Origin of the sequence: Vibrio sp. 10N.261.51.A4, assembly GCF_041471945.1 — a bacterium.
Taxonomy (GTDB): Bacteria; Pseudomonadota; Gammaproteobacteria; order Enterobacterales; family Vibrionaceae; genus Vibrio; species Vibrio crassostreae_C.
Map to the genome: position 1 here is coordinate 155,866 of NZ_JBFRPJ010000012.1, position 25,298 is coordinate 181,163.

At 45.1% G+C, this 25,298-nt stretch carries 20 protein-coding genes; 7 read left to right on the top strand and 13 right to left on the bottom strand.

The window, feature by feature from the left end:
- Positions 1 to 3: 3 nt before the first annotated feature.
- Together msbA and AB4384_RS04360 are read right to left on the bottom strand one after the other, a co-directional pair.
- Positions 4 to 1,752, bottom strand: coding sequence for a lipid A ABC transporter ATP-binding protein/permease MsbA (msbA, locus tag AB4384_RS04355; protein ID WP_372128948.1), 1,749 nt, complete (start codon positions 1,750 to 1,752; stop codon positions 4 to 6).
- Positions 1,753 to 1,783: 31 nt separating this feature from the next.
- Positions 1,784 to 4,114 (bottom strand): DNA internalization-related competence protein ComEC/Rec2, encoded by a 2,331-nt coding sequence (locus tag AB4384_RS04360; protein WP_372128951.1) that lies wholly within the window; start codon positions 4,112 to 4,114, stop codon positions 1,784 to 1,786.
- A 17-nt stretch (positions 4,115 to 4,131) separates the two neighbouring features.
- On the opposite strand from AB4384_RS04360, the gene AB4384_RS04365 reads away from it, so the two are divergent.
- Positions 4,132 to 4,644 (top strand): DUF2062 domain-containing protein, encoded by a 513-nt coding sequence (locus AB4384_RS04365; protein ID WP_017060232.1) that lies wholly within the window; start codon positions 4,132 to 4,134, stop codon positions 4,642 to 4,644.
- Between the two features lie 205 nt (positions 4,645 to 4,849).
- On the opposite strand, the gene lolE is transcribed toward AB4384_RS04365, so the two are convergent.
- The 3 genes from lolE to lolC are packed head-to-tail and all read right to left on the bottom strand — an operon-like array spanning position 4,850 to position 7,988.
- Complete coding sequence (lolE, locus tag AB4384_RS04370; protein ID WP_017072111.1) at positions 4,850 to 6,094, bottom strand: lipoprotein-releasing ABC transporter permease subunit LolE; 1,245 nt, start codon at positions 6,092 to 6,094, stop codon at positions 4,850 to 4,852.
- Complete coding sequence (gene lolD, locus AB4384_RS04375; protein WP_017060230.1) at positions 6,095 to 6,787, bottom strand: lipoprotein-releasing ABC transporter ATP-binding protein LolD; 693 nt, start codon at positions 6,785 to 6,787, stop codon at positions 6,095 to 6,097.
- Positions 6,780 to 7,988: a lipoprotein-releasing ABC transporter permease subunit LolC gene (lolC, locus tag AB4384_RS04380; protein WP_102429154.1), complete on the bottom strand. Its 1,209-nt coding sequence runs from the start codon at positions 7,986 to 7,988 to the stop codon at positions 6,780 to 6,782. The genes lolD and lolC overlap by 8 nt, the downstream gene beginning before the upstream one ends.
- Positions 7,989 to 8,215: 227 nt before the next feature.
- Between lolC and AB4384_RS04385 the strand changes: the two genes are divergently transcribed.
- The 4 genes from AB4384_RS04385 to AB4384_RS04400 all read left to right on the top strand — a co-directional run bounded on the left by AB4384_RS04385 (position 8,216) and on the right by AB4384_RS04400 (position 13,767).
- Entirely contained in the window at positions 8,216 to 8,785 is a 570-nt protein-coding gene (locus AB4384_RS04385; protein ID WP_017065300.1) for a hypothetical protein, read from the top strand.
- A gap of 6 nt (positions 8,786 to 8,791) precedes the next feature.
- Positions 8,792 to 12,253 carry a transcription-repair coupling factor gene (gene mfd, locus AB4384_RS04390; RefSeq protein WP_372128953.1) on the top strand — a complete coding sequence of 1,154 codons (3,462 nt, stop codon included), beginning with the start codon at positions 8,792 to 8,794 and terminating at the stop codon, positions 12,251 to 12,253.
- A gap of 63 nt (positions 12,254 to 12,316) precedes the next feature.
- The gene (locus AB4384_RS04395; protein ID WP_017065298.1) at positions 12,317 to 13,084 is read left to right on the top strand and encodes a peptidoglycan binding protein CsiV; all 768 of its coding nucleotides are present in this window, start codon (positions 12,317 to 12,319) and stop codon (positions 13,082 to 13,084) included.
- A gap of 137 nt (positions 13,085 to 13,221) precedes the next feature.
- Positions 13,222 to 13,767: a GNAT family N-acetyltransferase gene (locus AB4384_RS04400; RefSeq protein ID WP_372128955.1), complete on the top strand. Its 546-nt coding sequence runs from the start codon at positions 13,222 to 13,224 to the stop codon at positions 13,765 to 13,767.
- A 111-nt stretch (positions 13,768 to 13,878) separates the two neighbouring features.
- On the opposite strand, the gene AB4384_RS04405 is transcribed toward AB4384_RS04400, so the two are convergent.
- The 7 genes from AB4384_RS04405 to hinT all read right to left on the bottom strand — a co-directional run bounded on the left by AB4384_RS04405 (position 13,879) and on the right by hinT (position 20,486).
- On the bottom strand, positions 13,879 to 15,168 hold the full coding sequence (locus AB4384_RS04405; RefSeq protein WP_009847154.1) for an NAD(P)/FAD-dependent oxidoreductase: 1,290 nt from the start codon (positions 15,166 to 15,168) through the stop codon (positions 13,879 to 13,881).
- Positions 15,169 to 15,680: 512 nt separating this feature from the next.
- Positions 15,681 to 16,220: an alpha/beta hydrolase YcfP gene (gene ycfP / locus AB4384_RS04410; RefSeq protein ID WP_009847155.1), complete on the bottom strand. Its 540-nt coding sequence runs from the start codon at positions 16,218 to 16,220 to the stop codon at positions 15,681 to 15,683.
- A 108-nt stretch (positions 16,221 to 16,328) separates the two neighbouring features.
- Positions 16,329 to 17,183 carry a phosphotransferase gene (locus AB4384_RS04415; RefSeq protein ID WP_017060224.1) on the bottom strand — a complete coding sequence of 285 codons (855 nt, stop codon included), beginning with the start codon at positions 17,181 to 17,183 and terminating at the stop codon, positions 16,329 to 16,331.
- Positions 17,184 to 17,368: 185 nt separating this feature from the next.
- Positions 17,369 to 17,959, bottom strand: a complete 591-nt coding sequence (gene lpoB, locus AB4384_RS04420; protein ID WP_017060223.1) for a penicillin-binding protein activator LpoB — start codon at positions 17,957 to 17,959, stop codon at positions 17,369 to 17,371.
- 86 nt (positions 17,960 to 18,045) lie between these two features.
- Positions 18,046 to 18,429, bottom strand: a complete 384-nt coding sequence (locus AB4384_RS04425) for a YcfL family protein (RefSeq protein WP_017060222.1) — start codon at positions 18,427 to 18,429, stop codon at positions 18,046 to 18,048.
- Entirely contained in the window at positions 18,429 to 19,820 is a 1,392-nt protein-coding gene (locus AB4384_RS04430; protein ID WP_017065296.1) for a COG3014 family protein, read from the bottom strand. Before AB4384_RS04430 ends, AB4384_RS04425 begins: the two co-directional genes overlap by 1 nt.
- Before the next feature lie 315 nt (positions 19,821 to 20,135).
- A complete protein-coding gene (gene hinT / locus AB4384_RS04435) occupies positions 20,136 to 20,486 on the bottom strand; it encodes a purine nucleoside phosphoramidase (RefSeq protein ID WP_017060220.1) in 351 nt (116 codons plus the stop codon).
- Positions 20,487 to 20,763: 277 nt separating this feature from the next.
- Here hinT and AB4384_RS04440 point away from each other — a divergent pair, with 277 nt between their 5' ends.
- Both AB4384_RS04440 and AB4384_RS04445 read left to right on the top strand, forming a co-directional pair.
- The gene (locus AB4384_RS04440; RefSeq protein WP_372128956.1) at positions 20,764 to 22,755 is read left to right on the top strand and encodes a methyl-accepting chemotaxis protein; all 1,992 of its coding nucleotides are present in this window, start codon (positions 20,764 to 20,766) and stop codon (positions 22,753 to 22,755) included.
- A gap of 197 nt (positions 22,756 to 22,952) precedes the next feature.
- Complete coding sequence (locus AB4384_RS04445; RefSeq protein WP_017065293.1) at positions 22,953 to 24,119, top strand: DUF1887 family protein; 1,167 nt, start codon at positions 22,953 to 22,955, stop codon at positions 24,117 to 24,119.
- A 213-nt stretch (positions 24,120 to 24,332) separates the two neighbouring features.
- On the opposite strand, the gene udp is transcribed toward AB4384_RS04445, so the two are convergent.
- On the bottom strand, positions 24,333 to 25,091 hold the full coding sequence (udp, locus tag AB4384_RS04450; RefSeq protein WP_017065292.1) for a uridine phosphorylase: 759 nt from the start codon (positions 25,089 to 25,091) through the stop codon (positions 24,333 to 24,335).
- Positions 25,092 to 25,298 lie beyond the last annotated feature (207 nt).

The following is a 25,298-nucleotide window of genomic DNA, read 5'->3' on the forward strand; positions in this document are numbered from 1 at the left end:
AATTTATCCGCTGAACTGAATTCGGTGTAATTGTGCATAAGCACCATCATGCGCGATTAGCTCAGCATGTGCGCCCCTTTCTACAATATGACCATCATCAACCACTAGAATCTCATCAGCTTGCTCGATCGTAGAGAGTCGGTGTGCGATAACTAATACTGTTTTGTCTTTCTGCAGTTCTTCTAGTGCAGATTGAATCGCTCTCTCTGACTCAGTATCCAGTGCAGACGTCGCCTCATCAAGAATCAGCACAGGCGCATCTCTTAATAAAGCACGTGCAATCGCAATACGTTGTCTTTGACCACCAGAAAGGCTTGCGCCATTTTCACCAACAACGGTATCGATGCCATTTTCCATGCCTTCGATAAACTCACTTGCATGAGCAAGCTTAGCCGCGTATTCGATCTGTTCACGTGAATACTGTTCTTCTGCTGCATAAGCGATGTTGTTAGCCACCGTATCGTTAAACAAGTGAACATTTTGAGAAACGAGAGCAAAGTGCTCACGCAGATTTCTCAATTCGTAATCACGAATGTCGTGGCCATCAAGCTCAATTGAACCAGAGTCTACATCATAAAAACGAGTGAATAGGTTGGCAATGGTACTCTTACCCGAACCCGATCGCCCAACAAGCGCAACCGTTTTACCTTTCGGTATATTAAAGCTGACCTTATCAAGTGCTGGTTTTTCTGCACCGTCATAAGTAAACGTGACATCTTTTACTGCAACTTCACCCGTTACAGTTTCAGGTTTCAACGTTCCTTTGTTTTGCTCGGTATCTAGATCCATCAAGCCAAATAGAGTCGTACTCGCAGCCATACCACGTTGGAATTCAGACGTTACGTTAGTTAACGCCTTTAGCGGACGTAATAGACCAAACATTGCAGAGAAGACAACGGTAAACGTACCAGGAGTAAGCTCGGCTTTAATAGAATCGACACTAGCAAGGAATAGAACAACAACAATCGCAACTGATGCGATCATTTGAATAATCGGGTTAGCGGCCGCTTGAGCAGTGATTAACTTCATGCTTTGTTGGCGCATTTGGTTACTAACTTTATCAAAGCGGTGTTTTTCTAGATCTTGACCACCGTAAGTTAGAACCACTTTATGCCCTTTCAGCATTTGTTCAGCTGAAGAAGCAACGTGACCCATGCTAGTTTGCATGTTCTTAGAGATCTTTCTGAATCGCTTCGATACGATACTGATCGCCCACGCAACCAAAGGCGCTACAGCAAATAACACCAAAGATAACTGCCAACTATTCCAGAACATCAGCGTCAACAAGCCTATAATACTTGCACCTTCACGGACAATACTGACTAACGCTTTACTGGTTGCTGCAGACACTTGCTCTGAATCGTAAGTAATTCGAGATAGCAATGCGCCTGTCTGTTCTTTATCGAAGAAAGAAACAGGCATGTGCATGAAATGGCTGAAAATCTTACGACGAATTTCCATCACCACATTGCCAGAGACCCAACTCAAGCAATAGGTTGAAACAAAGCCACTGACGCCACGAACGAACATCATGGCAAAGATAATAAGTGGAAGTGTACGTAAAAAGTCAGATTCAGCATTACCAAAGCCTTCATCAAGTAACGGCTTTAGTAAGGAAATCATATAGGTATCAGAAACGGCATTTATAATAAGCGCAATTACCGCAACACCTAGGCCGGCCTTATATAATCGAATATAAGTCCAAAGTCTTTTAAATGTGACCCAGGTAGTTTCATCTGTTTGTGTTGACATAGAATCACTTAATTTTCTCACAATAATCTATCTATTCTACTCCCTTACGGAGCATCTGCCTATACCACTGCCCGCCTTGTTGTTCTCTAATCGCATGATATTGCCAACCTTCTTTGCTAAGAGTGATGGTTATTTGTCCGCTTTCTCCAGTATCTAGCCAAGTACTCCCCGCTTCCTGATAACGTTCAATAACAAACTCACTCGGCATTCCCCACTGGTTGCCTTTGGCAAGAGAAGCTATCGCCAGCTGAGGAGACACCGCCTCAATAAACGACTTAATCGATGACGAATCGCTGCCATGATGCGGAACCAACATAACATCACTCCTTAGCTGTTCTCCTTCACGAGCAAGTAACCACTCACTTACCAGTTCAATATCACCAGTGAGCAACATTGAGAAATCAGCACTATGATCTGAGACCTTGACCACACACGAATGTGGGTTATACGCCCTCTTTACTTGCTTAGGCGGCCACAACACCTCAAAAACAACATCTTGCCAGTTCCAAACCTCTCCAATAGTACATGTTTGAATATTAGACGGGGCTTGAGTGATAGATTGGCGTTCTTGAATAATGTTCTGACTGGTTCTTATCCACTTTGGCGTATAGTTCTCAAGTAATGCCGGATAACCACCAGCATGGTCAGAATCGAAATGACTCACAATCACGCCTTCTAATTCATAAATCCCCCGCTGATTCAAAGTAGGAATCAACAAAGACTCAACAACCGAGCCTCCTGGCCACGCATTGCCAAGATCATAAACAACAATCTGATTGTTCTTTTCCAAGACCAAAGACAACCCATGCCCAACATCCAAGATATCAATAGTTAGTTTGTCTTGCTGGGGTTTGCTGAACTCCCACCACAGCACAAACACTGCAGTTACCAATATCGATAATGTTCGCTTGAAATACCGACTAACAAAGCTCAAAAACAAGATAAGGAATACTGATAATGCAATCGTCTGATTATCGACTTGGATCCAAAATCGCTCAGAGAAAGGAAGACTAAATACGAGAGGCTCAAGCGATAAGTCGACTAACTTCCACAGCTGACTGACCAAATCATTGTCTAGCGCTGTTATACCAACCACGCCAGACACTGACTCCGATATTAAGCTTAGAAACATTGCCAGAAACAACAGCGGGATCGTCACCATCGATACCCAAGGCAAAAGGAACAAGTTGTAGAAAACAGAGACTAAACTGACTCCTTTGAAAAACAACATCGAGGAAGGCGCGATAAGGAATGTCAGCATCAGTTGAAGCTTAATAAGTTGGAGTGCGTGGTCGATAAATGTAAAGCTTGAAGCTGAGCGCTGAGTATTACAGGCGATATAGAAAACAGCGCCCAATGCACCAAAGGACAACCAAAAACTGCTCGACAAAGCTGAAAACGGCCAAATCAGCAGAACCACGCACAGACTTAAAGTAACATACCGAAGCAAACTGATATTTTGCCCACGCCACAAGAAATAACTCGCGATAACGCACATCACCAAAGCTCTCAAAGTTGGCAGCGTGAATCCAGCAAACCAACTATAGAAATACGCCAAGCCGAGCCCGAATATTGTAGGTAACCAAAGAAATGAAGGGGAAAGTAACCTTAATATCTTGCCAATCTGATAGCCGATACCAAAGGCAATCCCAATATGCAGCCCCGAAATAGCCATCAAGTGAATCAGGCCACTGCTTTTAAGCATATCCCACCGCTGAGGCGGAATAAGGTCTCGATATCCAAAACTCAAAGCGATAATGAGATCTTGATTTGCCAGCAGACTTAACCTTTCAAGGCTGGCTTCAAACCATTGGGCGCGTAAGTTGGTGCTAGAATGAATTCGGTACTTGGTATCTGCTCTGTAAGTTGCATTGGCAACCACGCCAGAACTAAACAAGTACTTTTCTCGGTCAAAGCCGGCTTCGTTGAGTTTGCCCCATATCGGCTTTATTGAGGCCGATAAATAGACATCATCTCCAAGAGTTAGCTTGAAAGGAGTAAACAAACGCAATTTTATCAATTGAGGAAAGATTAATTTTTCGCCGCCAATTGATCTGACTACTATTACGCTTTCAAAACCGTGGCTATTTTCACTAAAAAGGCTAACAACCGACGCATTTATGGTAGTATTCTGCCCTGATTGGAATAAGCGACTCGTTTGTATTTCAATCGCATTCCCTAGGCAGATAACTAGTATCAATGCTGTTACTGGACCTCTTGCACTCCGGAAAACGCTATACTTTGTTGGTGCTAGCAGTAACAACAGCATCAATGGTGCCCAAACCCAATGTGGCATCACAGGCCAGAAGCTGGCAGACACAACTGTCGCAGCAAATGAAATCAAGAACCAAGTGTTAAACAAGAGAGTAGCTTCCTCCTATGCCAAGAAAGTTTATCAAACGATTTATGCCTGACCATGATCTAATCAAGCGTCAGAAAGCATTGAAAGTTTTTGGCAATGTTTTGTACAACCCCAACTTATGGTGCCTTAATCGTCGCTCTGCGGCTGGCGCGTTTGCTGTTGGGTTATTCATGGCGTTTGTCCCTCTACCAAGTCAAATGATTATGTCTGCAGGCCTTGCTGTCGCATGTGGCGTTAACCTGCCTTTAGCTGTCGCACTTGTTTGGATCAGTAACCCGGTTACCATGCCTGTTCTCTTCTACTTTGCTTATAAAGTCGGGGCGTTTGTTATGCATGTGCCACCGCAAGCCTTCCATTTCGAATTGTCTTGGGACTTCATCTTGGCGCAAATGAGCACTATAGGGCCTCCGTTCTTATTGGGTTGTCTGATTTGTGGCGTGGTTTCAGCAATGATTGGCTACTTTGGTATTCGCGGTTTATGGCGCTACTCAGTAGTAAGAAGTTGGAAGAAGCGACAAGCAAGGCACTGAACGCCATTTCTTGTTATTCAATCTAACCTTGTATGCGCTTCACTTAAAACGTACACAAGTTAAAATCGGATGAGCTACTTACCTCTGCAAGATTGGCATGTAACGAAAGTCGTAAAGAACACGAATTGAATTCAATAAAAAAGGATCCCACTGGGATCCTTTTTTGTATCGACTGAAAACTGACGGCCTGTTATTTAGGCGAATGCTATTTAGAACTCAGCACTGAGGCTGGATTCAACTTCGCCGCGCGTGATGCTGGGTACCATGTCGCCAGTAAACTCAGCACAATCGCAGTGCCGGAAACCACAACAACATCCGTCATATCAAGTTGTGATGGCAAGAAGTCGACAAAATAGATATCACCGGACAAGAACTGGTGATCGACCAACTTTTCAAGTCCTTTGATTAGTGTCGTGAGATTAAGAGCGACTAGCACACCTATTGCACTGCCCACTAAACTGCCTAACACGCCTGAGAATACGCCCTGCCAAACAAAGATGCGCTTCACAAGGCCGTCTGATGCACCCATGGTTCTTAAAATCGCGATCTCTGATGCTCTGTCTTTTACTGCCATCATTAGCGTCGAGACAATATTGAAACAAGCCACACCAATAACCAGTACCATCACCAGATACATGATGGTACGAACGAGTTGGATATCTCGATACAAGAAACCAAACTTCTGCTGCCAGCTTCGTAGATACACATACACATCAAGCTGATTGCCCACTTCACGCACAATAGAGTTCGCGTTCAGCACATCGGTCACTTTCAAAGAAACCCCAGTTACCGCCTCACCTAAGTTTGCGTAGACCTGAGCATCACCAATCGGGATTAGCGCCAAACTGTGATCTATCTGACCATTAAGCGTCAGCAAGCCAACCACTTTCACTCGAACACGTTTTGGTGCCTGAACCTTCACAGAACCGTTTACCGTCGGAATCATCAAAGTCAGATAATCACCGACTTTCGCACCCAGCACATTCGCTACACCAGAACCCAAAATGATCTGTTGTTGCCCTGCCTTAAACTCGCTCCAAGCTTGCTTATCGATAAAACTCGATAGGCTTGATACCTGTTGTTCTAGCTGCGGATCAACGCCGCGAACTTCAATTGCTTTGAGTTCTTTGCCCTTTTCAGCAAGCGCAGTAATTTTCACATAAGGCGCAGCAGCAACGACTTTATCGTGCTTAACCGACTCCTCAATCACGTGCTCCCAACGAGTCACAGGCTCATTCACGCCTTCAAATTCACCATGAGGAATGACAGAAAGTACTCGTGATTGAAGCTCTCGCTCAAAGCCATTCATCGCAGATAAGCCGATAATGATCACCGCGACACCAACCGCAATACCAATGGTCGAAGACAATGAGATGAACGACACCATCTTGTCTCGTTGTTTCGCACGGCTAAATCGGCCGCCTATCAATAGAGATAAAGAGGAAAACACTTAGCTCTCCTCTTTTTCTACGTTGACCAGTAAACCATCTTGCATGTGAAGTTGGCGATCCATCTTACCGGCAAGTTCACCATCGTGAGTCACGACCAAAAAGGCAGTATCGTATTCACGGTTCAGTTCACGCATTAAGTCGTAAATAGACAGTGCGGTGTTATGGTCAAGGTTACCGGTTGGTTCATCCGCCAACACTAGCGCAGGCTTATTCACCAATGCACGAGCAATCGCCACACGTTGCCTCTCGCCACCAGAAAGCTCTGAAGGTCGGTGGTCCACGCGGTGACTCAATCCAACTTTGTCCAACAAACGTTGTGCTTCTTGCTTTGCTTTAGCGGGCTTTTCGCCGCCAATCAATAACGGCATCGCCACGTTTTCTAAAGCTGAAAAGTCAGATAGAAGATGATGGAACTGATACACAAAGCCAAGATGCTGGTTGCGAAGCTTCGCCTGCTTATTCGAACTCAAAGATGCTAAATCTTGACCAAGAAAACTCACACTGCCCGCAGAAGCATCGTCTAATGCGCCTAAGATATGCAGTAAGGTACTTTTGCCCGAGCCAGAGGTACCGATGATTGCTACTAGCTCACCCTTTTCGATGTCAAAGCTGACTCCCTTGAGCACCTCAGTATCTAACGAGCCTTCACGGTACGTTTTACGGATATCATTACATTGAAGAAAATTACTCATAACGAAGGGCCTCAGCAGGTTTCACAGACGATGCACGATAAGAAGGGAATACAGTGGCAATCAGGCTAAGTGCAATAGCCAGAACCACAACAACAGCGATTTGAATTGGGTTAATCAAAATTGGTAACTGTCCACCAAAGGAGAATAGAGCAACGCCCATCGCCTCTAAAATAGTATTAAGGTTCATCGCTAGAGCAACGCCTAACACACCACCAGAGAGCGCACCAATCACGCCACTACTTGCGCCTTGAACCATGAAGATCCCCATGACTTGACCATCAGTCATGCCTTGGGTCTTAAGAATCGCGACTTCAGACTGCTTCTCCATCACCACCATGATAAGTGCTGAGATAATATTGAAAGCAGCAACACCGATGATAAGCCCAAGCATTAAACCCATCATGTTTTTTTCCATACGAACGGCTTGGAATAGCTCACCTCGTTGGTCTCGCCAGTCGCTCCACAACCAACCTTCCGGTAATGGCTGAGTTGATAACTCTGCGACTTCAAACGGGTCTTCAAAAAACAGTCGCCAGCCTGAAATAGTGTCTGATTTATAACGCATCAAACGCCCAGCGTCTTGGATGTCTGTCACCATCAGTTGAGCGTCGATATCAGAACCTGTATTGAAAATACCGGCAACGGTGAAATTTCGTTGGCTTGGAATACGACCTAATGGGGTGTACTGGCTCGCGCTGGTCACCATCAGGCGAACTTTGTCACCCATAGATACCTTCAAATTTCTCGCCAAGGTGTGACCAAGAAATAGCTGATACTGGCCCGCTTTAAGTGAAGACAATCTGCCCGCAATCAAGTGGTTTTGAAGAGGGTCATCTGAATTAGGTTCAATACCGATTAATAGCCCCGCAGATAACTGAGCCGGACTCTGAATCACCGCCTCACTGCGGACAATCGGTTCAACGTGACCATTAAGCGAGATTTGCTCTGCAAAATTAGGCGCTTGGGCAGAAAGAGAGGTGGTGCCACCTTGCTCATAAACCACCGCTTGAGGAAGAACACCAAGAATTCGATCTTTTAACTGCGCTTCGAATCCATTCATTACCGATAAAACAGTAACCAAAGACAGCACACCAATGGTGATACCTGCCGTCGACATATAAGAAACAAAACGGCTAAAGCGATCACCTGAACGGCCTTTCAAATAGCGTAGGCCAACAAACAACGAAATAGGATGAAACATACTTTGAACCATCTAAAGGGGATGCGGGTTAATGTAACGGGTATTGCTGTTACTGTGTAGGGGTTAATTGAAAATATAGAGTGAATTAACTCAATTAGTTAGGCTTGAAAAACAGAACCTTGTCAAATAGCCAAATTTCAAACAACTATTTGAGACTTTCAATTAACTGACCTTGATTACTGCGGCCACATAGCGATAATCAATAGATCACTTCAAGGAACTAACGCATGACAGAACAAGAGTTTTTCACCGTTCACCATAGCCTTACCGCTAATATTGAACCAATGGACAGCGGCTTCACTTTACCTTCTCAAATTCAATTCGAATCTGAGATCCCAGCACCATTTGTGGTGGCAAGTGAATTTAGCCAATTGGATCTGTTAGCTGACAGCGCTCGAGCGGAACTGAAAAACAGCGACTTGAAGAATGTCACCAGTTTATTGGATGCACAAAACTCAAAATTAAACCTCTTGTTGAGCTTTATGTTATCGCAGCAAGATGATGAGAAATTTCGCACTCACACCTATTCATTTGGTGCGAGTCAGTTTTCCTGCTTTTCAAAAGCAGACATCGAACCGGGTCGCTTAGTAAAAGCCAAACTTTTTCTAGAGCACCCAGCTGCAGCCATTTATTGCTACGCAGAAGTATTTGCTAGCGAGGCGAAAGACTCAGGTTTCGAAATCAAATTTAAATACGCTCATCTTCGCGATACCGACCAAGACCTGCTAATTAAAGCGGCACTTTATCAACAACAGAAACTCTTGCGTCAACGCTCTCTAGACCGAGATAACAAGTAAATTAACATGACCAAAAAATCCATATTTACACTACCTAAACTTAAAGGTGCCGGTGACAAAAAGCACATCGGTAACCTAGTCGGTTCGTCTCTCGCTCTTGCCATTGCCAAACTCGCAGAGCAACACAACAGCCATACCGTCTTGGCTGTACCCGACCCACAAGTGGCGCTTAAGCTTCAATCTGAAATTGAACAGTTTACGGCACATGAAGTCGCATTATTCCCTGACTGGGAAACGCTGCCATACGATAGCTTCTCGCCGCACCAAGAGATCATCTCAGATCGTATCGCACGCCTTTACGCACTGCCAACATTAAAAGATGGCATCACGATCGTTCCGATCAGCACGTTATTGCAACGCCAGTCACCGCGAGACTTTTTGCTACAACACACGTTAATGGTGAAAACGGGCGATCTCTACTCGCTTGAGAAACTTCGCCTACAGCTTGAAAAATCCGGCTATCGCTACGTTGATCAAGTGTTTGGCCCAGGTGAATACGCAAGTCGTGGTTCGATTCTCGACCTGTTCCCGATGGGCAGCAAAGACCCGTATCGTATCGATTTCTTCGATGATGAGATCGATACCATTCGTACCTTCGATCCTGAAAACCAGCGTTCTATCGAAGACATCTCTGAGATCCGCCTGCTGCCTGCTCACGAATTCCCAACCTCGGAAACGGCGATTGAAGATTTCCGTATTCGTTGGCGCCAACAGTTTGATGCGCGCCGCGAACCAGAATCGGTTTATATGCAGGTTTCTAAGGGTACTTGGCCTGCTGGTATCGAGTACTGGCAACCGCTGTTCTTCGATCACACAGAAACCTTGTTTGATTACGTTGCCGATGAAGCGCAACTGCTGATTCTAGGTGATGTCGAGACTGCAGTAGACTCATTCCTAACGGACGTTGCTCATCGATACGAACAGCGCGGTGTTGACCCATTACGGCCACTTCTCACGCCTGAACAACTGTGGCTGAAGAAAGACGAGCTGTTCGCACACTTCAAACAGAAGCCACAAGTCAATCTGAGCTTAGATTCAATTGAAGAGAAAGCTGGACGTACCAACCTTCCGGTTGTGTCTCTTCCTGATCTCAGTGTTCAGCATCAGAATAAAGAACCACTCGCAAACCTAAGAAAGTTCACTGAAGCCTTCGAAGGAAAAGTGGTCTTTTCGGTTGAATCAGAAGGTCGTCGTGAAGCGCTGAGTGAACTGCTTCGTGGTATTAAAGTACGACCAAGCGAAGTTGAAAACCTCGATGCCTCAATTAAAGGCAAAGACAAGTTCAGCCTCATCCTTGGCTCTGCTGAACACGGTTTTATCCATGAAGAGCAAAACATCGCCCTTATCTGTGAAAGCGACCTGTTGGGTGATCGCGTTGTTCAGCGCCGTAAGAAAGACAAAAAAAGTGTTAACAGCGACACTGTCATTCGTCACTTAGCCGAACTTAAACCAGGTCAACCTGTAGTGCACATTGACCACGGTATTGGTCGCTACATCGGCTTGCAGACACTCGAAGCCGGTGGCATGAAAACCGAATATGTGACACTTGAGTACCAAAACGATGCCAAGCTGTACGTGCCCGTTGCGTCTTTGAACCTTATTGGACGTTACTCTGGTGGCGCCGAAGAGTCTGCACCGCTACACAAACTAGGTGGTGAGGCGTGGCAAAAAGCGCGTAAGCGTGCCGCTGAAAAAGTACGTGACGTTGCTGCAGAGCTGCTGGATGTTTACGCCAAGCGTGAGCTTAAACCTGGCTATAAATTTGTTTTAGATCGCGGGCAATACGCAACCTTCAAATCTGGCTTCCCATTTGAAGAAACCGATGACCAAGCGATGGCAATCAATGCGGTGATGTCTGACATGTGCCAAGCAAAAGCCATGGACCGCTTAGTGTGTGGTGATGTTGGTTTTGGTAAAACAGAAGTCGCAATGCGCGCAGCATTCGTTTGTACGGATAACAGTAAACAAGTGGCGGTGTTAGTTCCTACTACCCTACTTGCTCAGCAACACTTCGAGAACTTCCGTGACCGTTTCGCCAACTTGCCGATTCGTGTTGAGGTTCTATCCCGATTCAAATCAGCTAAAGAGCAGAAGTTGATCATGCAAGATGTCGCCGACGGTAAGGTCGATATCTTAGTGGGTACTCACAAGCTACTTTCGAGTGATATTAAGTTTAAAGACCTTGGCTTGCTGGTTGTCGATGAAGAACACCGATTTGGTGTGCGTCAGAAAGAGAAAGTGAAAGCGATGCGTGCGGATGTCGATATTCTAACGCTTACTGCGACACCGATCCCGCGAACGCTGAACATGGCAATGAGTGGCATGCGTGACCTTTCGATCATCGCTACACCACCCGCACGACGCTTGGCAATTAAAACCTTCGTTCGCGAGAGTGATGATGCCATCGTCAGAGAAGCGGTGCTGCGTGAAATCATGCGTGGTGGCCAGGTTTACTTCCTACACAACCAAGTCGACACGATTGAGAAAACAGCAGAGTCATTGCAAAAGCTGATTCCAGAGGCGCGCGTGACTGTAGCTCATGGCCAGATGCGAGAGCGCGAACTGGAACGCATCATGAATGACTTCTACCACCAGCGCTTCAACTTACTGGTGTGTACAACCATCATTGAAACCGGTATCGACGTACCAACGGCAAATACCATCTTGATGGACAGAGCCGATAACCTTGGTTTAGCACAGCTGCACCAATTACGTGGTCGTGTAGGTCGTTCGCACCACCAAGCTTATGCTTACTTGTTAACGCCACACCCTAAAGCAATGACCAAAGATGCGATCAAGCGATTGGATGCGATTGCTTCGCTCGAAGACTTGGGCGCAGGCTTTACCTTAGCAACTCACGATTTAGAGATTCGTGGTGCGGGTGAGCTGTTAGGTGATGAACAGAGTGGTCAAATCCAGTCAGTTGGTTTCACCTTGTACATGGAGATGCTTGAACAAGCGGTTGAAGCATTGAAGGAAGGTCGAGAGCCATCGCTTGATGACCTACTGCGTGAACAAACTGAAATTGAGATGCGTTTGCCAGCACTATTACCAGATGACTACATCCCAGACATCAATACACGTTTGTCTACCTATAAGCGTATTGCGAGTGTGAGTGACTCCGACGAATTGGCAGAGTTGAAAGTCGAGCTGATTGATCGCTTCGGCCTTCTGCCTGATGCAACCAAGAACTTGTTATCAGTTTCTGAGCTAAAATTAGCCGCAGCGTCTATCAAAGCGAAGAAAATTGAAGCCCACGATAAGGGTGGATTCTTAGAATTCTACCCGGATGCTGACATAAACCCGACCTACCTTGTTAAACTGTTGCAATCTCAACCGCAAAAGTTTTCAATGGAAGGACCAACAAAGTTCAAGTTTACGATACCATTGGTCGACAGACGGAAACGAATTCAATTTGTTAGTGATTTATTGGGCGAATTCAGACAAAACTTGCTGCCTTCAGCATAAGACCCAATCCACTTGCACATATAAATTATCCAGCCGGTAGTTCGGCTGGAAGACGGAGTAAAAATGAAAAGACTGATCCCACTGCTACTATTGTTCGTCTCACTGCCAAGTTTGGCGCAGAGACAATTTGATATAGAAGTGATCATTTTTAAGCGCGCTGTTGATGCAGAGAAGGTGAACGAATCTTGGCCAAATACACAGCCTAAGATTTCACTTGAGCGTGTTGGTTCATTTCAAGATACCCAATACCGAGCAAAGAAAGGCGTTCAAATGCTTCCTTACTCGGAATATAAGTTAACACCTCAAAAAGACAAGCTACGTAAACACGCTGGCTTTGAAGTTCTGATGCATACCGCTTGGCGTCAAGGCGACCAAGGTAAGAGCTCGGCACCTGTTTTCCATATTCAAGCAGGTAAAGATTTCTCTAAACAGTTTAATGCTGATGGCTCTGAAAAAGGCGCAATCACTGCAGGCAGCGCTGATGGGTTCCAAGAAGAGACCATTGATAAGCCACTCTACGAATTAGACGGCAAGCTGCAAATCTACGTTCAGCACTACCTATACGCTGAAACGACATTAGATTTAAAAGCGCCAAGCGTTCGTGAAGTGACTCTACAAGAGCAACAAATTGAGCTAGATTCACCAGTAAGTGGCGCAGAAAGCAACGTCCAGGTAGGCAATCTAACTGAAATTTCTCCGACGGTTGAAGTCCAAGAGTTCCTTAAGAGCTACCGCATGGACCAAAAACGTCGTATGCGCAGTACAGAAACTCACTACCTTGACCACCCACTTCTTGGAATGGTGATTCAAGTTCGACGTGTAGCGCAGTAAGTTACTTGCCGATTCGGCTATAATTATATAAATAATTCAATCCGCCCTCCTAGTGAGGGCGTTTTATTAAGTGCTATCTATCTTTATTCTGTACTGACTCTCTTGGTTCAGTACTTACACGTTACTTGGTACGTCCTATGAGCCCTGAATTTCAGATCAACACACAAAATCTTAGCCTTAAAATCATTGAGGCCTCAGATGCTCAAGAATTTTCTCAGCTGGTTAAGTCCTCCCCTAGCTTGCTGCCATGGGTCGACTGGTGTCATAGAGAGTTTTCTATCGTCGAGGCCGAGAAATTTATTCTGGCAACTCGCCTGAACTGGGTGAAAGCCGATGCGTTTGGCTTTGGCATCTTTGAACGAAAAAGCGATAAGTTAGTCGGTATGGTTGCCATTAATGAGCTTTACCACACCTTTAATATGGCGAGTTTAGGTTATTGGGTCGGTGATGACTTTCAAAGGAGAGGGATCGCCAAAGAAGCGATGTTCGCCCTATTTGAATTTTGTTTCGCGCAACTCAAGTTAACGCGTTTGGAAATTGTCTGCGATACCGAGAACCTACCCAGCCAAAAGTTGATCGAGAAGTGTGGCGCTGAGCGAGAAACCATTGCCCAGAATCGATTTCTGTTTAACGGTAAGCCGAAAGATGGCGTGGTTTATTCTGTGCTACCTCCAACGTCTTAACAGCAGAAATGAGTTCAACACCTGCGATAATCCATAATCGACACGATCAAAAAAGAGCTCCGAAGAGCTCTTTTTTATTATCAGCGTAATGCTCTGAGAAGGCTTACCTGATTAGTGAAGCTTTAGGTTTGGACGAAGTACACGGTTAATACGACCAACCAGCATCATCAGTGATGTTTTGATTAAGCCGTGAAGCGCCATCTGGTGCATGCGGTACAAAGAGATGTAAACCACACGAGCAATACGACCTTCGACCATCATCGAGCCTTTCGTCAGGTTACCCATCAAACTACCTACCGTAGAGAAACGGCTAAGTGAAACTAGCGAGCCTTTGTCTTTGTAGATGTAGTCTTTCAGGTCACGACCGTTCAACTTAGCAATGATGTTGCTGAATGCACAGCTTGCCATTTGGTGAGCCGCTTGTGCACGTGGCGGAACGAATGAACCGTCTGCTTGTGTACATTGCGCCAAGTCACCGATTGCAAAGATGTTGTCATCCAGTGTTGTTTGCAGCGTGTTCTTCACAACCAACTGGTTGATACGGTTGGTTTCAAGACCACCGATATCTTTCATGAAATCTGGTGCTTTGATACCTGCTGCCCATACCATGATTTGAGCTGGGATCTTGTCACCATCTTTGGTTGTTAGGCCGTCAGAATCCGCCTGAGTCACCATCGTATTCGTACGAACGTTCACACCAAGCTTGGTTAGCTCAGAGTGTGCTGCACTTGAAATACGAGGAGGTAGAGCTGGAAGAATACGCTCACCCGCTTCAACTAGGTTTACGTTCAGCTTGCTTGAATCTAGGTCGCCGAAGCCGTAAGTACGAAGTTCTTTAACGGCGTTGTGTAGCTCTGCAGAAAGCTCTACACCAGTTGCACCAGCACCAACAATCGCGATGTCTACCGTGCCTTGACCGTTCTTAGCGTGAAGCTTTAAGAACTGATTGTTCATTTCTGTACGGAAACGGTGTGCTTGCTCTGGGCTATCAAGGAAAATACAGTTGTCACGAACGCCTGGAGTGTTGAAGTCGTTTGACGTTGAGCCTAGCGCCATCACTAGAATATCGTATTCAAGTTCACGGCTTGGCATCAGCAGTTCACCGTGCTCGTCTGTAAGCTCGCTTAGTGCAATCACTTTACGCTCACGATCGATGTCGTTCAGGCTGCCCATTTGGAAATCGAAGTAATGGTTTTTTGCGTGCGCACGGTAGCTTAATGCATCAACACCTTCATCCAGTGAGCCCGTTGCTACTTCATGAAGTAATGGTTTCCATAGGTGGCTTGCTTTACGGTCTACCAGAGTAATCTGGGCACGTTTCTTACGACCTAAAGTGCGGCCTAGCTTAGTTGCTAGTTCTAAACCACCAGCACCGCCGCCTACTACGATAATTTTTGTCACAATGACAATCCTCTACAAAATGAATAAATGGGGTTCGGCTCGATTACTCCAACCGATAAATTCTATGTATCTACTCGGCCTTGAATGCGAAGGCTGTTACAAATTGGGTTACCGCGAAAAAGAATAACGACAGCTCACCGAGTAGTTAGAGGGGTTACAAACAACAAATAATGGTTTGTTGCTTTGCTCACGTGGATATAAAAGGTGACTACCTGAGAGGCAGAACACAAATTATGGGCAAGTTTTTTCACTCGCTCTCAATTTTTTTTGATATTTGTCAAAATATTTTGCTTGGGAACATTATATATAGCAAAAAGATGACCGCAACAAAAAAATCCTTACCCTCAATGAGGATTCGCGACTAATTAGTTAACGTTTGCGCAAACTGATCTATAAATGCACAAACCGACCGATAAAACATATACAACTACTTTATCAATACCAATCTCTAAGGTTCAGATGTGAAAAAGCAGCACTCATTGAGCACTGCTTTTATAAAACATCTGGATTGATTAAGCGTTTTTGAACGCTTTCATTGCTTGAAGATGTTGAGAGATCTTTTTGAATTTATGACTCTCTTTCTCATCCCAGATTACATCATAGTAATCTTCTAGCGCGGCAGCTGTTTTGGTATTGTCGTGAATTTCATCTTCACGAGAAAGCACCACTAAACAGCGTCCTTTGTTTTTCATACGGTACTGAGCAACACATTTAGTTGCGATGTCTTCGTACTCTTCTGGACGGTCAATTCGACCTACCATGTTGTTCTCAGGGTGCAGATTAGGGTTGAACACCACCTGCTTAATCCCACATAAGAAACCAATACGCTCAGACCAAAAACCACCTAAACCTACACCACAAATAATGGGATGCGGATCATCGGATTGCTCTATCACCTTATGCACTTCTTTTAGCAGATGCTGCATATCGTGTTTTGGATGCAAAGTACTGTAGTTGATGAAACGAACGTCATCATCAATGAATTGCAACTGCAGTATTTTTTCGTGATTGCCTGGGCTTGTTGAGTCGAAGCCATGTAGATAGATAATCATTGTACCTCCCCCGTTGAATATTGGTACGTTTTGATCAATCTAACACGAAAAACAAGGTTTTAAAGGTAACAGCTGAGAAATTATATTTTTCACTTCCTAAACGTGATCCTAGCTACATAAAGTGTGACTCAGAGCCTCCGCTTCACGCAGATAACTTTCATCGCCCCAAAGCTGATGAGCAAGTAAATACCATAGCATCGCCATCATCTGGCTTCTTGGTAACCATGCTTCTACACCATCAAGCCAAGGCTGAACATCATGGATTCCTCGCAGCTGACAGTACTTCTCAACCGCTTCTGTGACTGGCGCGCCAGCAACCGCAATGGTTAATGTCAAATCGAGCCTAGGGTCTGCGAGCGCAGCGTATTCCCAATCAATAATCTTAATGCAGTCACTGTTTCTCACTAGGTTATAACCACCTAAGTCAAAATGGCACAAAGACAGGTCAACATTGGTAATACTCGGAGCCACGCGCCACTCTTGATAAATCTTAGTGCAGGCTTCCGTCTTATGAATCGCATCAAGCTGCAGCCAGTAATGGTCGACTCGCGCCGTGAAACTGAATGGTTGCAGTGGTAATCGCGCAGTATTAACCAGATGAACAGAGATCAGCGTTTTCAACAGGTCATCGAGTTCTAGATCTTCGTAAAGTGTCTCACCCGCAATCCACTCAACCAGTAACCCCTGCTCATTCACTACCATTGGGCTTGGCCCGATACCGAGTCGCTCAATGGCAGACAGCACTTGGTACTCTTCATGGCGAGAAATGAAGAACGCTTTGGTGATAGGTGTGGTTGGCCGCCAAACATACGCAGTACCATCGGCATCGACCAACTTCCAACATCGATTGGTCAACCCGCCGGTCAGCGTTTGAGCTCTAACTGGAGGCTCAGAAAAGTAACCGTCAAGCGAACTCAAACTGGTATCAAGAAGCTTAGCCTCAGACCAAGAAAAAATTGCCATATTTACTCCCTATAAACGTCTTCATTCCCTACAAAAAAGACACTGGCCAAAAGCCAGTGTCTCTTCATAAACAGCACATCATGCACTGCATTGGCGTGTGACCAAGCTATACGCTGTCAAGATTAAGCGCTGCCAATACTAGACATTGTCAAATCCGGCTGCGCATAGTTGGCAAGTAAGCGAAATTAAAGGCCTAGTAGGCTCTTAGATTGTTGCTTACGGATTTCAGTCTCGTCAGCCCATTCAATCAAGCCAGACTCAAGATCCATTAGACGCATCGTCATTTTGTAGTATACGTCTTCATCGCTACCCGCTTTCTTAACGATGCTTGATAGGTTGCCGTACAGCATGTACTGAGCACCAACCATTTTACCGAATTGAATCGCTGAACTTTGGTTTACAAGCTCATCGTTGTTTTGGAAGTTCAATTGGTCACGAACAGACTCTACACGGTCCATATCAACGAAACGGAACTTACCAGAGTTCAGCATCTTAGTACTGATAGTGTCAGTGATTGACTCAGTATCGATGTGCTCACTTGTTTTGTTCTTGATTCGCTCTACAAACACGATTGGACGCTGTTCACGAGTAATGTAAGACACAGAACCAGACGCCATCATGCTATCGACCATTTCACCCGCAATCGTTTGAAGGTCAGTTGAACCGAAATCGATTGTCGTGGTTTCTACTGCTTGTGCATCACCGTAGCTTACCTTGTTTGAACAACCGCCTAAAATAACCGCTAAACCTAGTAGCGCAATGACACTCTTTTTCATTTTGTTTCCTCAACTTATCACTGAGCGGGGTTACCCACACTCTTAAATTCTTGTATTTACGAATCATGAGACCCGTTTAATCTAACTTACTGCTCTCGGAACTGGACTCTGAACTGAGTCGCTTTCGGGTTTACCGACACTTCCGACAACGAAATACTTTCAAAACCACGAACAATCGCTTGCTTCCAAGGACCTTGTTTAAGGTTGACCTCAAGCCCGGCATCGTCGTACCAGTAAAAACGATAAAGAATATGTTGATCGCCTTTATAGTTACTGTTTAAACGAACGATTCCTCGCGTATGACCGTCGACCAGATCGGTGCGAATATCTTCAACCTGTAAACGGCTGCCCAATACCTTGTCACCAAAGAAAACGTTCTGAGTCAGACTATCGACCCTTACGCCAGCTGTATTATCAGCACAACCAGCCAGAGCCATAACCGCTGCTAAGCTCACTAACCACTTTTTCATTACAGCCTCCCTAGCTGTTTATGCCACATTGTTGCATTGTTTCCTTGTCGAGAAATCCACACCAAGGTGGTCTGCCCTTCTCGAATATCAAAGTCGTACGTTTTAGCGCCCGCTTCCAACGTATATTGACCGCTATTTGCTACAAACGTACTGCTCTTAATCTCTGCAGGTAATGATTGCCAACTGCGAGTGTCTGGTTGCTCTGTCAGTGTGTTCCACACGTTGAACAGAATATTACCGACATCATCGCCTTTGGTTGCTTCTTTTCGAATGCGATCTTTCGCGACTACACGTAGCGCTTGGCGAATAACAATGCTTGTCATACGTTCCGATAGATCGTTCTGCGCCATCGCGTTTACATCAGTGATCAAATGTTCTTGTAGCGGCTGTCCGCTGATTCGCAAGGCAGAAAAACGCTCTACGTTTTGACTTGGGTAATATGGCAGCGCAAGAGAGTATATTGCCCCCTGATCGCGACTGTCATAAACAGGCAAATCCAGTCGCCAACTGTCCATAGCTTGCACAGCGCTCTGCTCTTGAAGAACAATCACTCGCCCTTCACCTGCACTAAGTTTAGAAGATTGCTTATAGCGTTTTTCTAATGTTGCTAAATCTTGTCGCATCCCTAAACGAGCGGCTGTTGCCATGGTTCTATCGATGATTTCTTGGTTATCTGGCATCACAGCCAAAGCACGACGATAGTCAACGTAGGCGCTGTTTAAATCATTTGACGCTTCATAAAGCAGACCAGACAAGAACATCAGATACGCATTCTGTACTGACTGCAGTTTCTTACCCGCATCAGGGTAATTGGCAAGGATGCTACCCACATTGGCAGACAAGCCTTGCTTCTTCGCATCGCTGGCTGCTTTGTCTAACTCAGCCTCGCGTTGCTTCTTCGCTTGTTCTTGAACTTGGTTGGCGCGACGCATTTCAATCACCGCACCTTCTAAATCGTTTTTCTTGAGGTAATTTAAACCGAGATACAGATGAAGAAAGCCCAACTCGTAATCGGCTGGCACATACTCGGTAATATTGTCATTCACAGCCAACGCACCCACACTGGTTGCACTGTCTGAGATTGAGATCACGGCTTTGCGTTGCTGCTCAGTAACCGCCTGATCAGCCACTTCAAACGAAGCCTTACTCTCAGGGTATTTTTGATCCAGCAGATTAATTCTGCCTCTTTCAAAGTTATCAAGGATGTCGCCTGCCGCGTAATCTGGTAGCTCTTGCTGAGCCTCTGAATAATCTCCAGATTTAACGGCTTGGTAGATCGCTTTGTTTTGTGCGCTGTAATGACTGAACAGGCTTCCTGCAGACATACTCGCACAACCTACGGTCAACGCCGATAACAGGGCAATGGAAGCGAATCTAAACTGTTGCTTCACTTATCGTCTCCGTGCATGTTTAAAATGCCTACTTTATTAGGGTCTGCTGACCTTTAATGGTCTCATTATCAAAACGAAACGCGTTGTAAAAACGATCTCAAGCCAGTTGAAACCCTACTGATTTAGCCTCTGCCTAGGCGATGCCGATGTTCAGACAACAGATAGAACTTAAAGTTGGCATACAAACTACAAATTTTCCAACTAACTACTTGTGTTAACCCACTAATGAGCGCGTTTAAACTAGCTCATTAGCTTTCATTAACTCGTTAGCTTTTCATTAACTCGTTAGCTTTTCATTAGCTCATTAACTTTTTATTAGCTCATTAATAGGGGGCCAAGTGGACGGCCGCCAACCAAGTGCATGTGAATATGATAAACCTCTTGGCCACCGTGAGAGTTACAGTTCACGATAAGACGATAGCCATCTTCTGCAATGCCCTCTTCTTTTGCTAACTTGCGAGCAACAGTAAACATGCGCCCCATCATCGCTTCATCTTGGACTTCAACATCGTTAGTTGTCGGAATCAGCTTGTTTGGGATGATTAGGATATGGCTTGGCGCGCGAGGGTTAATATCGCGAAATGCGGTTACTAAATCGTCTTGGTATAGTAGATCTGCTGGGATTTCTTTGTTGATGATCTTAGTAAAAATGGTTTCTTCAGCCATGTTTCTCTCCGATAAAACATTTATTTTTTAATGCTTTGAGTATGCGCTATGCCGCATCAAACCACAATAAATCTGCTTTAAAGCATAATAAAAAACACCGTTCAAATCAAAGAAAACGAGCCTTAGCTCTCAAGAATGGCATGTTGGTTATAACTGAGCGCTATTTTTGACGTGTGCGTCATAAAATGCGTAAGCCGAGCTCAATAGAATGATGATAATTTTGTTAGTTTTACTTTGACCTGACATTAGGTCTGCATTTTTATTTAGGGAGAAAGCCATGAAGGGATCTGTGATCAAGCGTATGTACGCTGGTTTCGCACTGATCATCATCATGTTCGCAGTCACGATAACCATCATGATGAACAGCATGAATCAGATACACAGCAATTTTGAGAGTGTCTCAGAAACCTCATTACCACTTGTCGCGCTTTCAAATCAAACGAGTGTTCAATTGCTTTCTGCTGATAAGTCATTCAAAGATTTCTTAACCACACAAAACGCTGAACGCATGTCTGCAATGCGTACAGAATTTGCTGCATCACAAAACTCGTTTTCAGAAGTTCTCGGTAGTTTAGAAGCGGCAAGCCAAAACAATGCTTCACTTGTTGAACGTATCGCGCAATTAAGAGCAATGGAAGAACGCTACTTCGCCGAAGCTGACGAAGCGATGAACAACTACGTCGCGATGTTCGAAGCACAAGAACATGTACAAAAAGCGTCTCGTGACTTCCAACGCTTACATTCAGAATTAACCGTTGGTATGAAAGAGTACGTTGCCGACCAAAAAAGCATCTCTGTAAAAGTGATGGCAAAGAGCTACTTCATCAAACTGCAAGACGCAGAAGTTATTACCTCTGATGCACTTGCTAGCTCTGATGTTGCCTTCGTTCAAAAAGCCCTTAACCAAAACAAAAAGGCCGTTACTCATCTTAACTACGCTTATCGAGGTCTATCAACACAACTACCAGCACTTAAAAATGTCTTCGATGAGTCGGTTCAGAAGTTCACCAAAGACGTTGGTCAGAAAGGTGGCGTACTAGACAAACACAACAACTACCTACAAGCCAAACAAGCGTTGTACGTGAACATCGCTAACCTAGCTCTAGAAGTTGACCAAGCGATGGCTGTTTTGGACTCATTCAACGTGACCGCTGAAGAGCAACTTAACTCATCACTCGCTGACGCAAGCAGCATCTACGACAAAGGCCTATTCAACGCGATTGCCATTGGCATTGTTGTGACTGTGTTCGCTGCTGCGATTGGTTACCACATTGCACACAGCGTACGAGAGCCATTAACTCGCATCCTCGGTACATTAGAAGGTCTAACTGAAGGTGATATGACTCAGCGTATCGATATTCGCTACGACAACGAATTCAGCCGCGTGAGCCGTCACATCAACACCTTGGCTGACAACCTGCACAATATCCTTGTGAAGTTGAATGATGCTTCAGATGACTTAACTAAGACTGCAAGCGTCAACCAGAAGACGTCATCTGAAACGCAGGCTCAATTGAACAGCCAACGTGAGCAAACCGCGACTGTTGCGACCGCAATGACAGAGATGTCTCATTCTGTACAAGAAGTGGCGAACAGCGCGCAAAGCTCACTCACCATGGTTCAACAAGTAGAATCGGCTTCTGAGTCTGGTCGTCAGATCATGAACACCAACATCAGCACCATTAATCAGCTTGAAGTTCGCCTTACTGAATCAGTGGGCGCTGTAGGCGAGCTACAACAGATGAGTAGCCAGATTGGTTCAATCCTTGACGTTATTCGTGGTATTGCTGAACAGACCAACCTACTTGCACTTAATGCGGCAATCGAAGCAGCGCGTGCAGGTGAACAAGGTCGTGGTTTTGCAGTCGTTGCCGATGAAGTACGAGTGCTAGCACAGAAGACCACTCAATCAACCTCTGAAATCGAGACTATGATCAGCAATCTGCAATCAAGCTCGAAAACTGCAAGTAACGTAATTGAAAGCTGTATGAACGATATGGACATGTCGGTTCAACAAGCTTCAAGTGCAAACAGTGCGATGGAAGAGATCCAAGCCTTGATTCTAGAGATCAGCCACATGAGTACACACATCTCTCAAGCAGCCGCTGAGCAGAGTGAAACGTCTGGTGATATTGCACGCAACATCGAAGACATCAACCACATCGCAGATAAGAGTTACCAAGCGATGTCTTCAATTGCGGAGGCAAGCCAAAACCTAACAATTTTGGCGAATCAGCAAGGTGATTTAGTACATCAATTCAAACTATAGATAAATGAAGAATCGATAGATATTTAGTGAGATTGTTGAGACTTTTTACCCAATAGTGGTGACTAATTGAGCTAGGGCAACTTTTATCAAGGGTTGCCCTTGTTTTTTATGAGCTTTGTCATTATATGATTATTAAGGCTTGCTGCTTCCCGTTTTTTCTTTCACCTTTATGAGCGAGCCGCTATTAAGGAATTTATATGGCTGTTCATGTTGGCATTATCGATCAAGACCCCATTCGCTTGCTCACCCCATTACTTGATAACCGAACGGTCAGCACTCACATCGTGTTTATCGGTGACAAAAATCAAGTCAGTATGTACAAACGTTTAGACAGCGTTTTGCACAAGCGCGACATTACGAGTGAGTTTTTCGAAATTCCGACCATCGTAAATACATCTGTCATTAAAGAATCTATCCAAACCCTTGCCGAAGACCTCAAAGCACGCGGTCAAGAAGTGAAGCTCAACGCAAGTTGTGGCCTCCGTCACCGCCTACTTTCTGTGTACGAAGTATTCCGTACTTACCACTGGCCAATCTTCGTGGTTGAACCAAATAGCGACAAGCTTTGCTGGTTGTACCCTAATGGTAAAGAAGACGCACAAGTTCAAGACCGCATCACTATCGACGACTACCTAACTGTGTTCGGTGCTCGCGGTGAATTCAGCGATGTTCAGCTGTCTCCGCAACTGGATCAGAAACTTTATGAACTGGGTGAACGTTGGGCAAGTAACGCACTCGAACTAGGCCCTGGCCTTGCGACATTGAACTACCTAGCAACGACCTGCCGTAAAGAACAAAAACTTGATGTAGGCCTATCTGAGAAGCAACAAGGCTATCGCGAGCTCAACATGCTGCTGAGCGATTTGGTTGAAGCTAAAATTGCGACTTACGACAATGGTATTTTGACCTTTGCCAACGAAGACGCGCGCCGCTTCTCAAACGGTGAATGGCTTGAAACATTGGTTCACAGCACAGTTAAGCAGATCCAAGATGACATGCCGACCATTCAAGACCGTTCTTTGAATGTTCAGGTATACCGTCAACTGGGTGAACGTGAGGTTCGTAACGAGCTTGATGTTGCCTCTGTGGTGAACAATAAGCTGCACATCATCGAATGTAAGACCAAAGGCATGCGTGATGATGGTGATGACACCTTGTACAAACTGGAATCGCTTAGAGACCTGCTAGGTGGCCTACAAGCACGTGCAATGTTAGTGAGCTTCCGCCCTCTTCGCCATAACGACATCACACGAGCTGAAGATCTTGGCCTTGCATTGATTGGCCCTGACGAATTGAAAGATCTTAAAACACACCTAACGGCATGGTTTACAGCTGCGGGTGGCAGTGAAGATCTAGAGTACTAAAAACCAATAAGCTCATGAGAGCTCAATGCTCTTAAGCAGATTGTTAAAAAGGCGAATGACGATTAAGTCACTCGCCTTTTTTGTTGTCTGTTTTCTCTATTGATTACTTTCAGACGGCACAAAAAAATGGCCGCATCATACGATGCGGCCATTTTCAAAATTTAATGTCACTTGAAGACTTAATGCTCTCTAAAACTCAGAGCACTTTAAGACTTAAAGCATTTTACGAGCGGCTTCTACAACCACTTTGATTGAACGTGCTTCTGTTACTTTTAGAGTGTCGTGATCAGGCGTCTCTTTTTGAGTACGGTTGATGATTACACCAGCAACACAACCTGCTTTCAGACCAGAACTTGCACACATAGTTAGCAGTGTTGCAGATTCCATCTCGAAGTTTAGAACGCCCATGTCTTGCCATTCTTGCATAGAGCCTTGGAAGCGCTTAACAACGCGACCAGAGAACGTGTCGTAACGCTCTTGACCTGGGTAGAACGTATCGCTTGATGCCGTTACGCCCATGTGAACTGTTGCACCTGATTCATCAACTGCCGCTTTCATTGCTGTTGCAACTTCAAAGTCAGCCACTGCTGGGAACTCCATAGGAGCAAAGTGTAGGCTAGCGCCGTCTAGACGAACAGAACCTGTAGAAACAATCATGTCACCCACGTTTACGTGAGGTTGGATAGCACCAGTCGTACCAACACGTAGAAAAGTGCGAACACCAAGTTGAGCAAGCTCTTCAACTGCGATAGAAGTCGATGGACCACCAATGCCTGTTGAACATACAACAACTGGTTTGCCGTCTAGCTCTGCGCGGTAAAGCGTGTATTCACGGTGACTAGCAAGGAATACTGGGTTCTCCATCTCTTCTGCAATTTTTTGCACACGAGCAGGATCACCAGGGATGATCGCAAGAGTAGCACCGTTAAGATCTGCTTCAGTAACACCTAAGTGGAAAACAGCTTGAGACATAGTTCGCTCCTTTTGGCTTATTGGGCTTTTTACCCTTATTTAAGCTCATAGTAAATTCGTGGGGTACGAACACACTCTAACCAAGCTCATTACAAAATGAAGTGACACATGTCACATGAATGATCGCAACAATAATTCAAGTTTCACAAAAAACCGATTGGCATCACAAAAATAAGCAATCCGCACGCCTATGTTGCATACTAATGA

Coding starts and splice junctions, on each gene's coding strand:
- msbA (WP_372128948.1), bottom strand. CDS start 1,752: ATGTCAACACAAACAGATGAAACTACCTGGGTCACATTTAAAAGACTT.
- AB4384_RS04365 (WP_017060232.1), top strand. CDS start 4,132: ATGCCAAGAAAGTTTATCAAACGATTTATGCCTGACCATGATCTAATC.
- lolD (WP_017060230.1), bottom strand. CDS start 6,787: ATGAGTAATTTTCTTCAATGTAATGATATCCGTAAAACGTACCGTGAA.
- lolC (WP_102429154.1), bottom strand. CDS start 7,988: ATGTTTCATCCTATTTCGTTGTTTGTTGGCCTACGCTATTTGAAAGGC.
- AB4384_RS04385 (WP_017065300.1), top strand. CDS start 8,216: ATGACAGAACAAGAGTTTTTCACCGTTCACCATAGCCTTACCGCTAAT.
- mfd (WP_372128953.1), top strand. CDS start 8,792: ATGACCAAAAAATCCATATTTACACTACCTAAACTTAAAGGTGCCGGT.
- AB4384_RS04395 (WP_017065298.1), top strand. CDS start 12,317: ATGAAAAGACTGATCCCACTGCTACTATTGTTCGTCTCACTGCCAAGT.
- AB4384_RS04400 (WP_372128955.1), top strand. CDS start 13,222: ATGAGCCCTGAATTTCAGATCAACACACAAAATCTTAGCCTTAAAATC.
- ycfP (WP_009847155.1), bottom strand. CDS start 16,220: ATGATTATCTATCTACATGGCTTCGACTCAACAAGCCCAGGCAATCAC.
- AB4384_RS04415 (WP_017060224.1), bottom strand. CDS start 17,183: ATGGCAATTTTTTCTTGGTCTGAGGCTAAGCTTCTTGATACCAGTTTG.
- lpoB (WP_017060223.1), bottom strand. CDS start 17,959: ATGAAAAAGAGTGTCATTGCGCTACTAGGTTTAGCGGTTATTTTAGGC.
- AB4384_RS04425 (WP_017060222.1), bottom strand. CDS start 18,429: ATGAAAAAGTGGTTAGTGAGCTTAGCAGCGGTTATGGCTCTGGCTGGT.
- hinT (WP_017060220.1), bottom strand. CDS start 20,486: ATGGCTGAAGAAACCATTTTTACTAAGATCATCAACAAAGAAATCCCA.
- AB4384_RS04440 (WP_372128956.1), top strand. CDS start 20,764: ATGAAGGGATCTGTGATCAAGCGTATGTACGCTGGTTTCGCACTGATC.
- AB4384_RS04445 (WP_017065293.1), top strand. CDS start 22,953: ATGGCTGTTCATGTTGGCATTATCGATCAAGACCCCATTCGCTTGCTC.
- udp (WP_017065292.1), bottom strand. CDS start 25,091: ATGTCTCAAGCTGTTTTCCACTTAGGTGTTACTGAAGCAGATCTTAAC.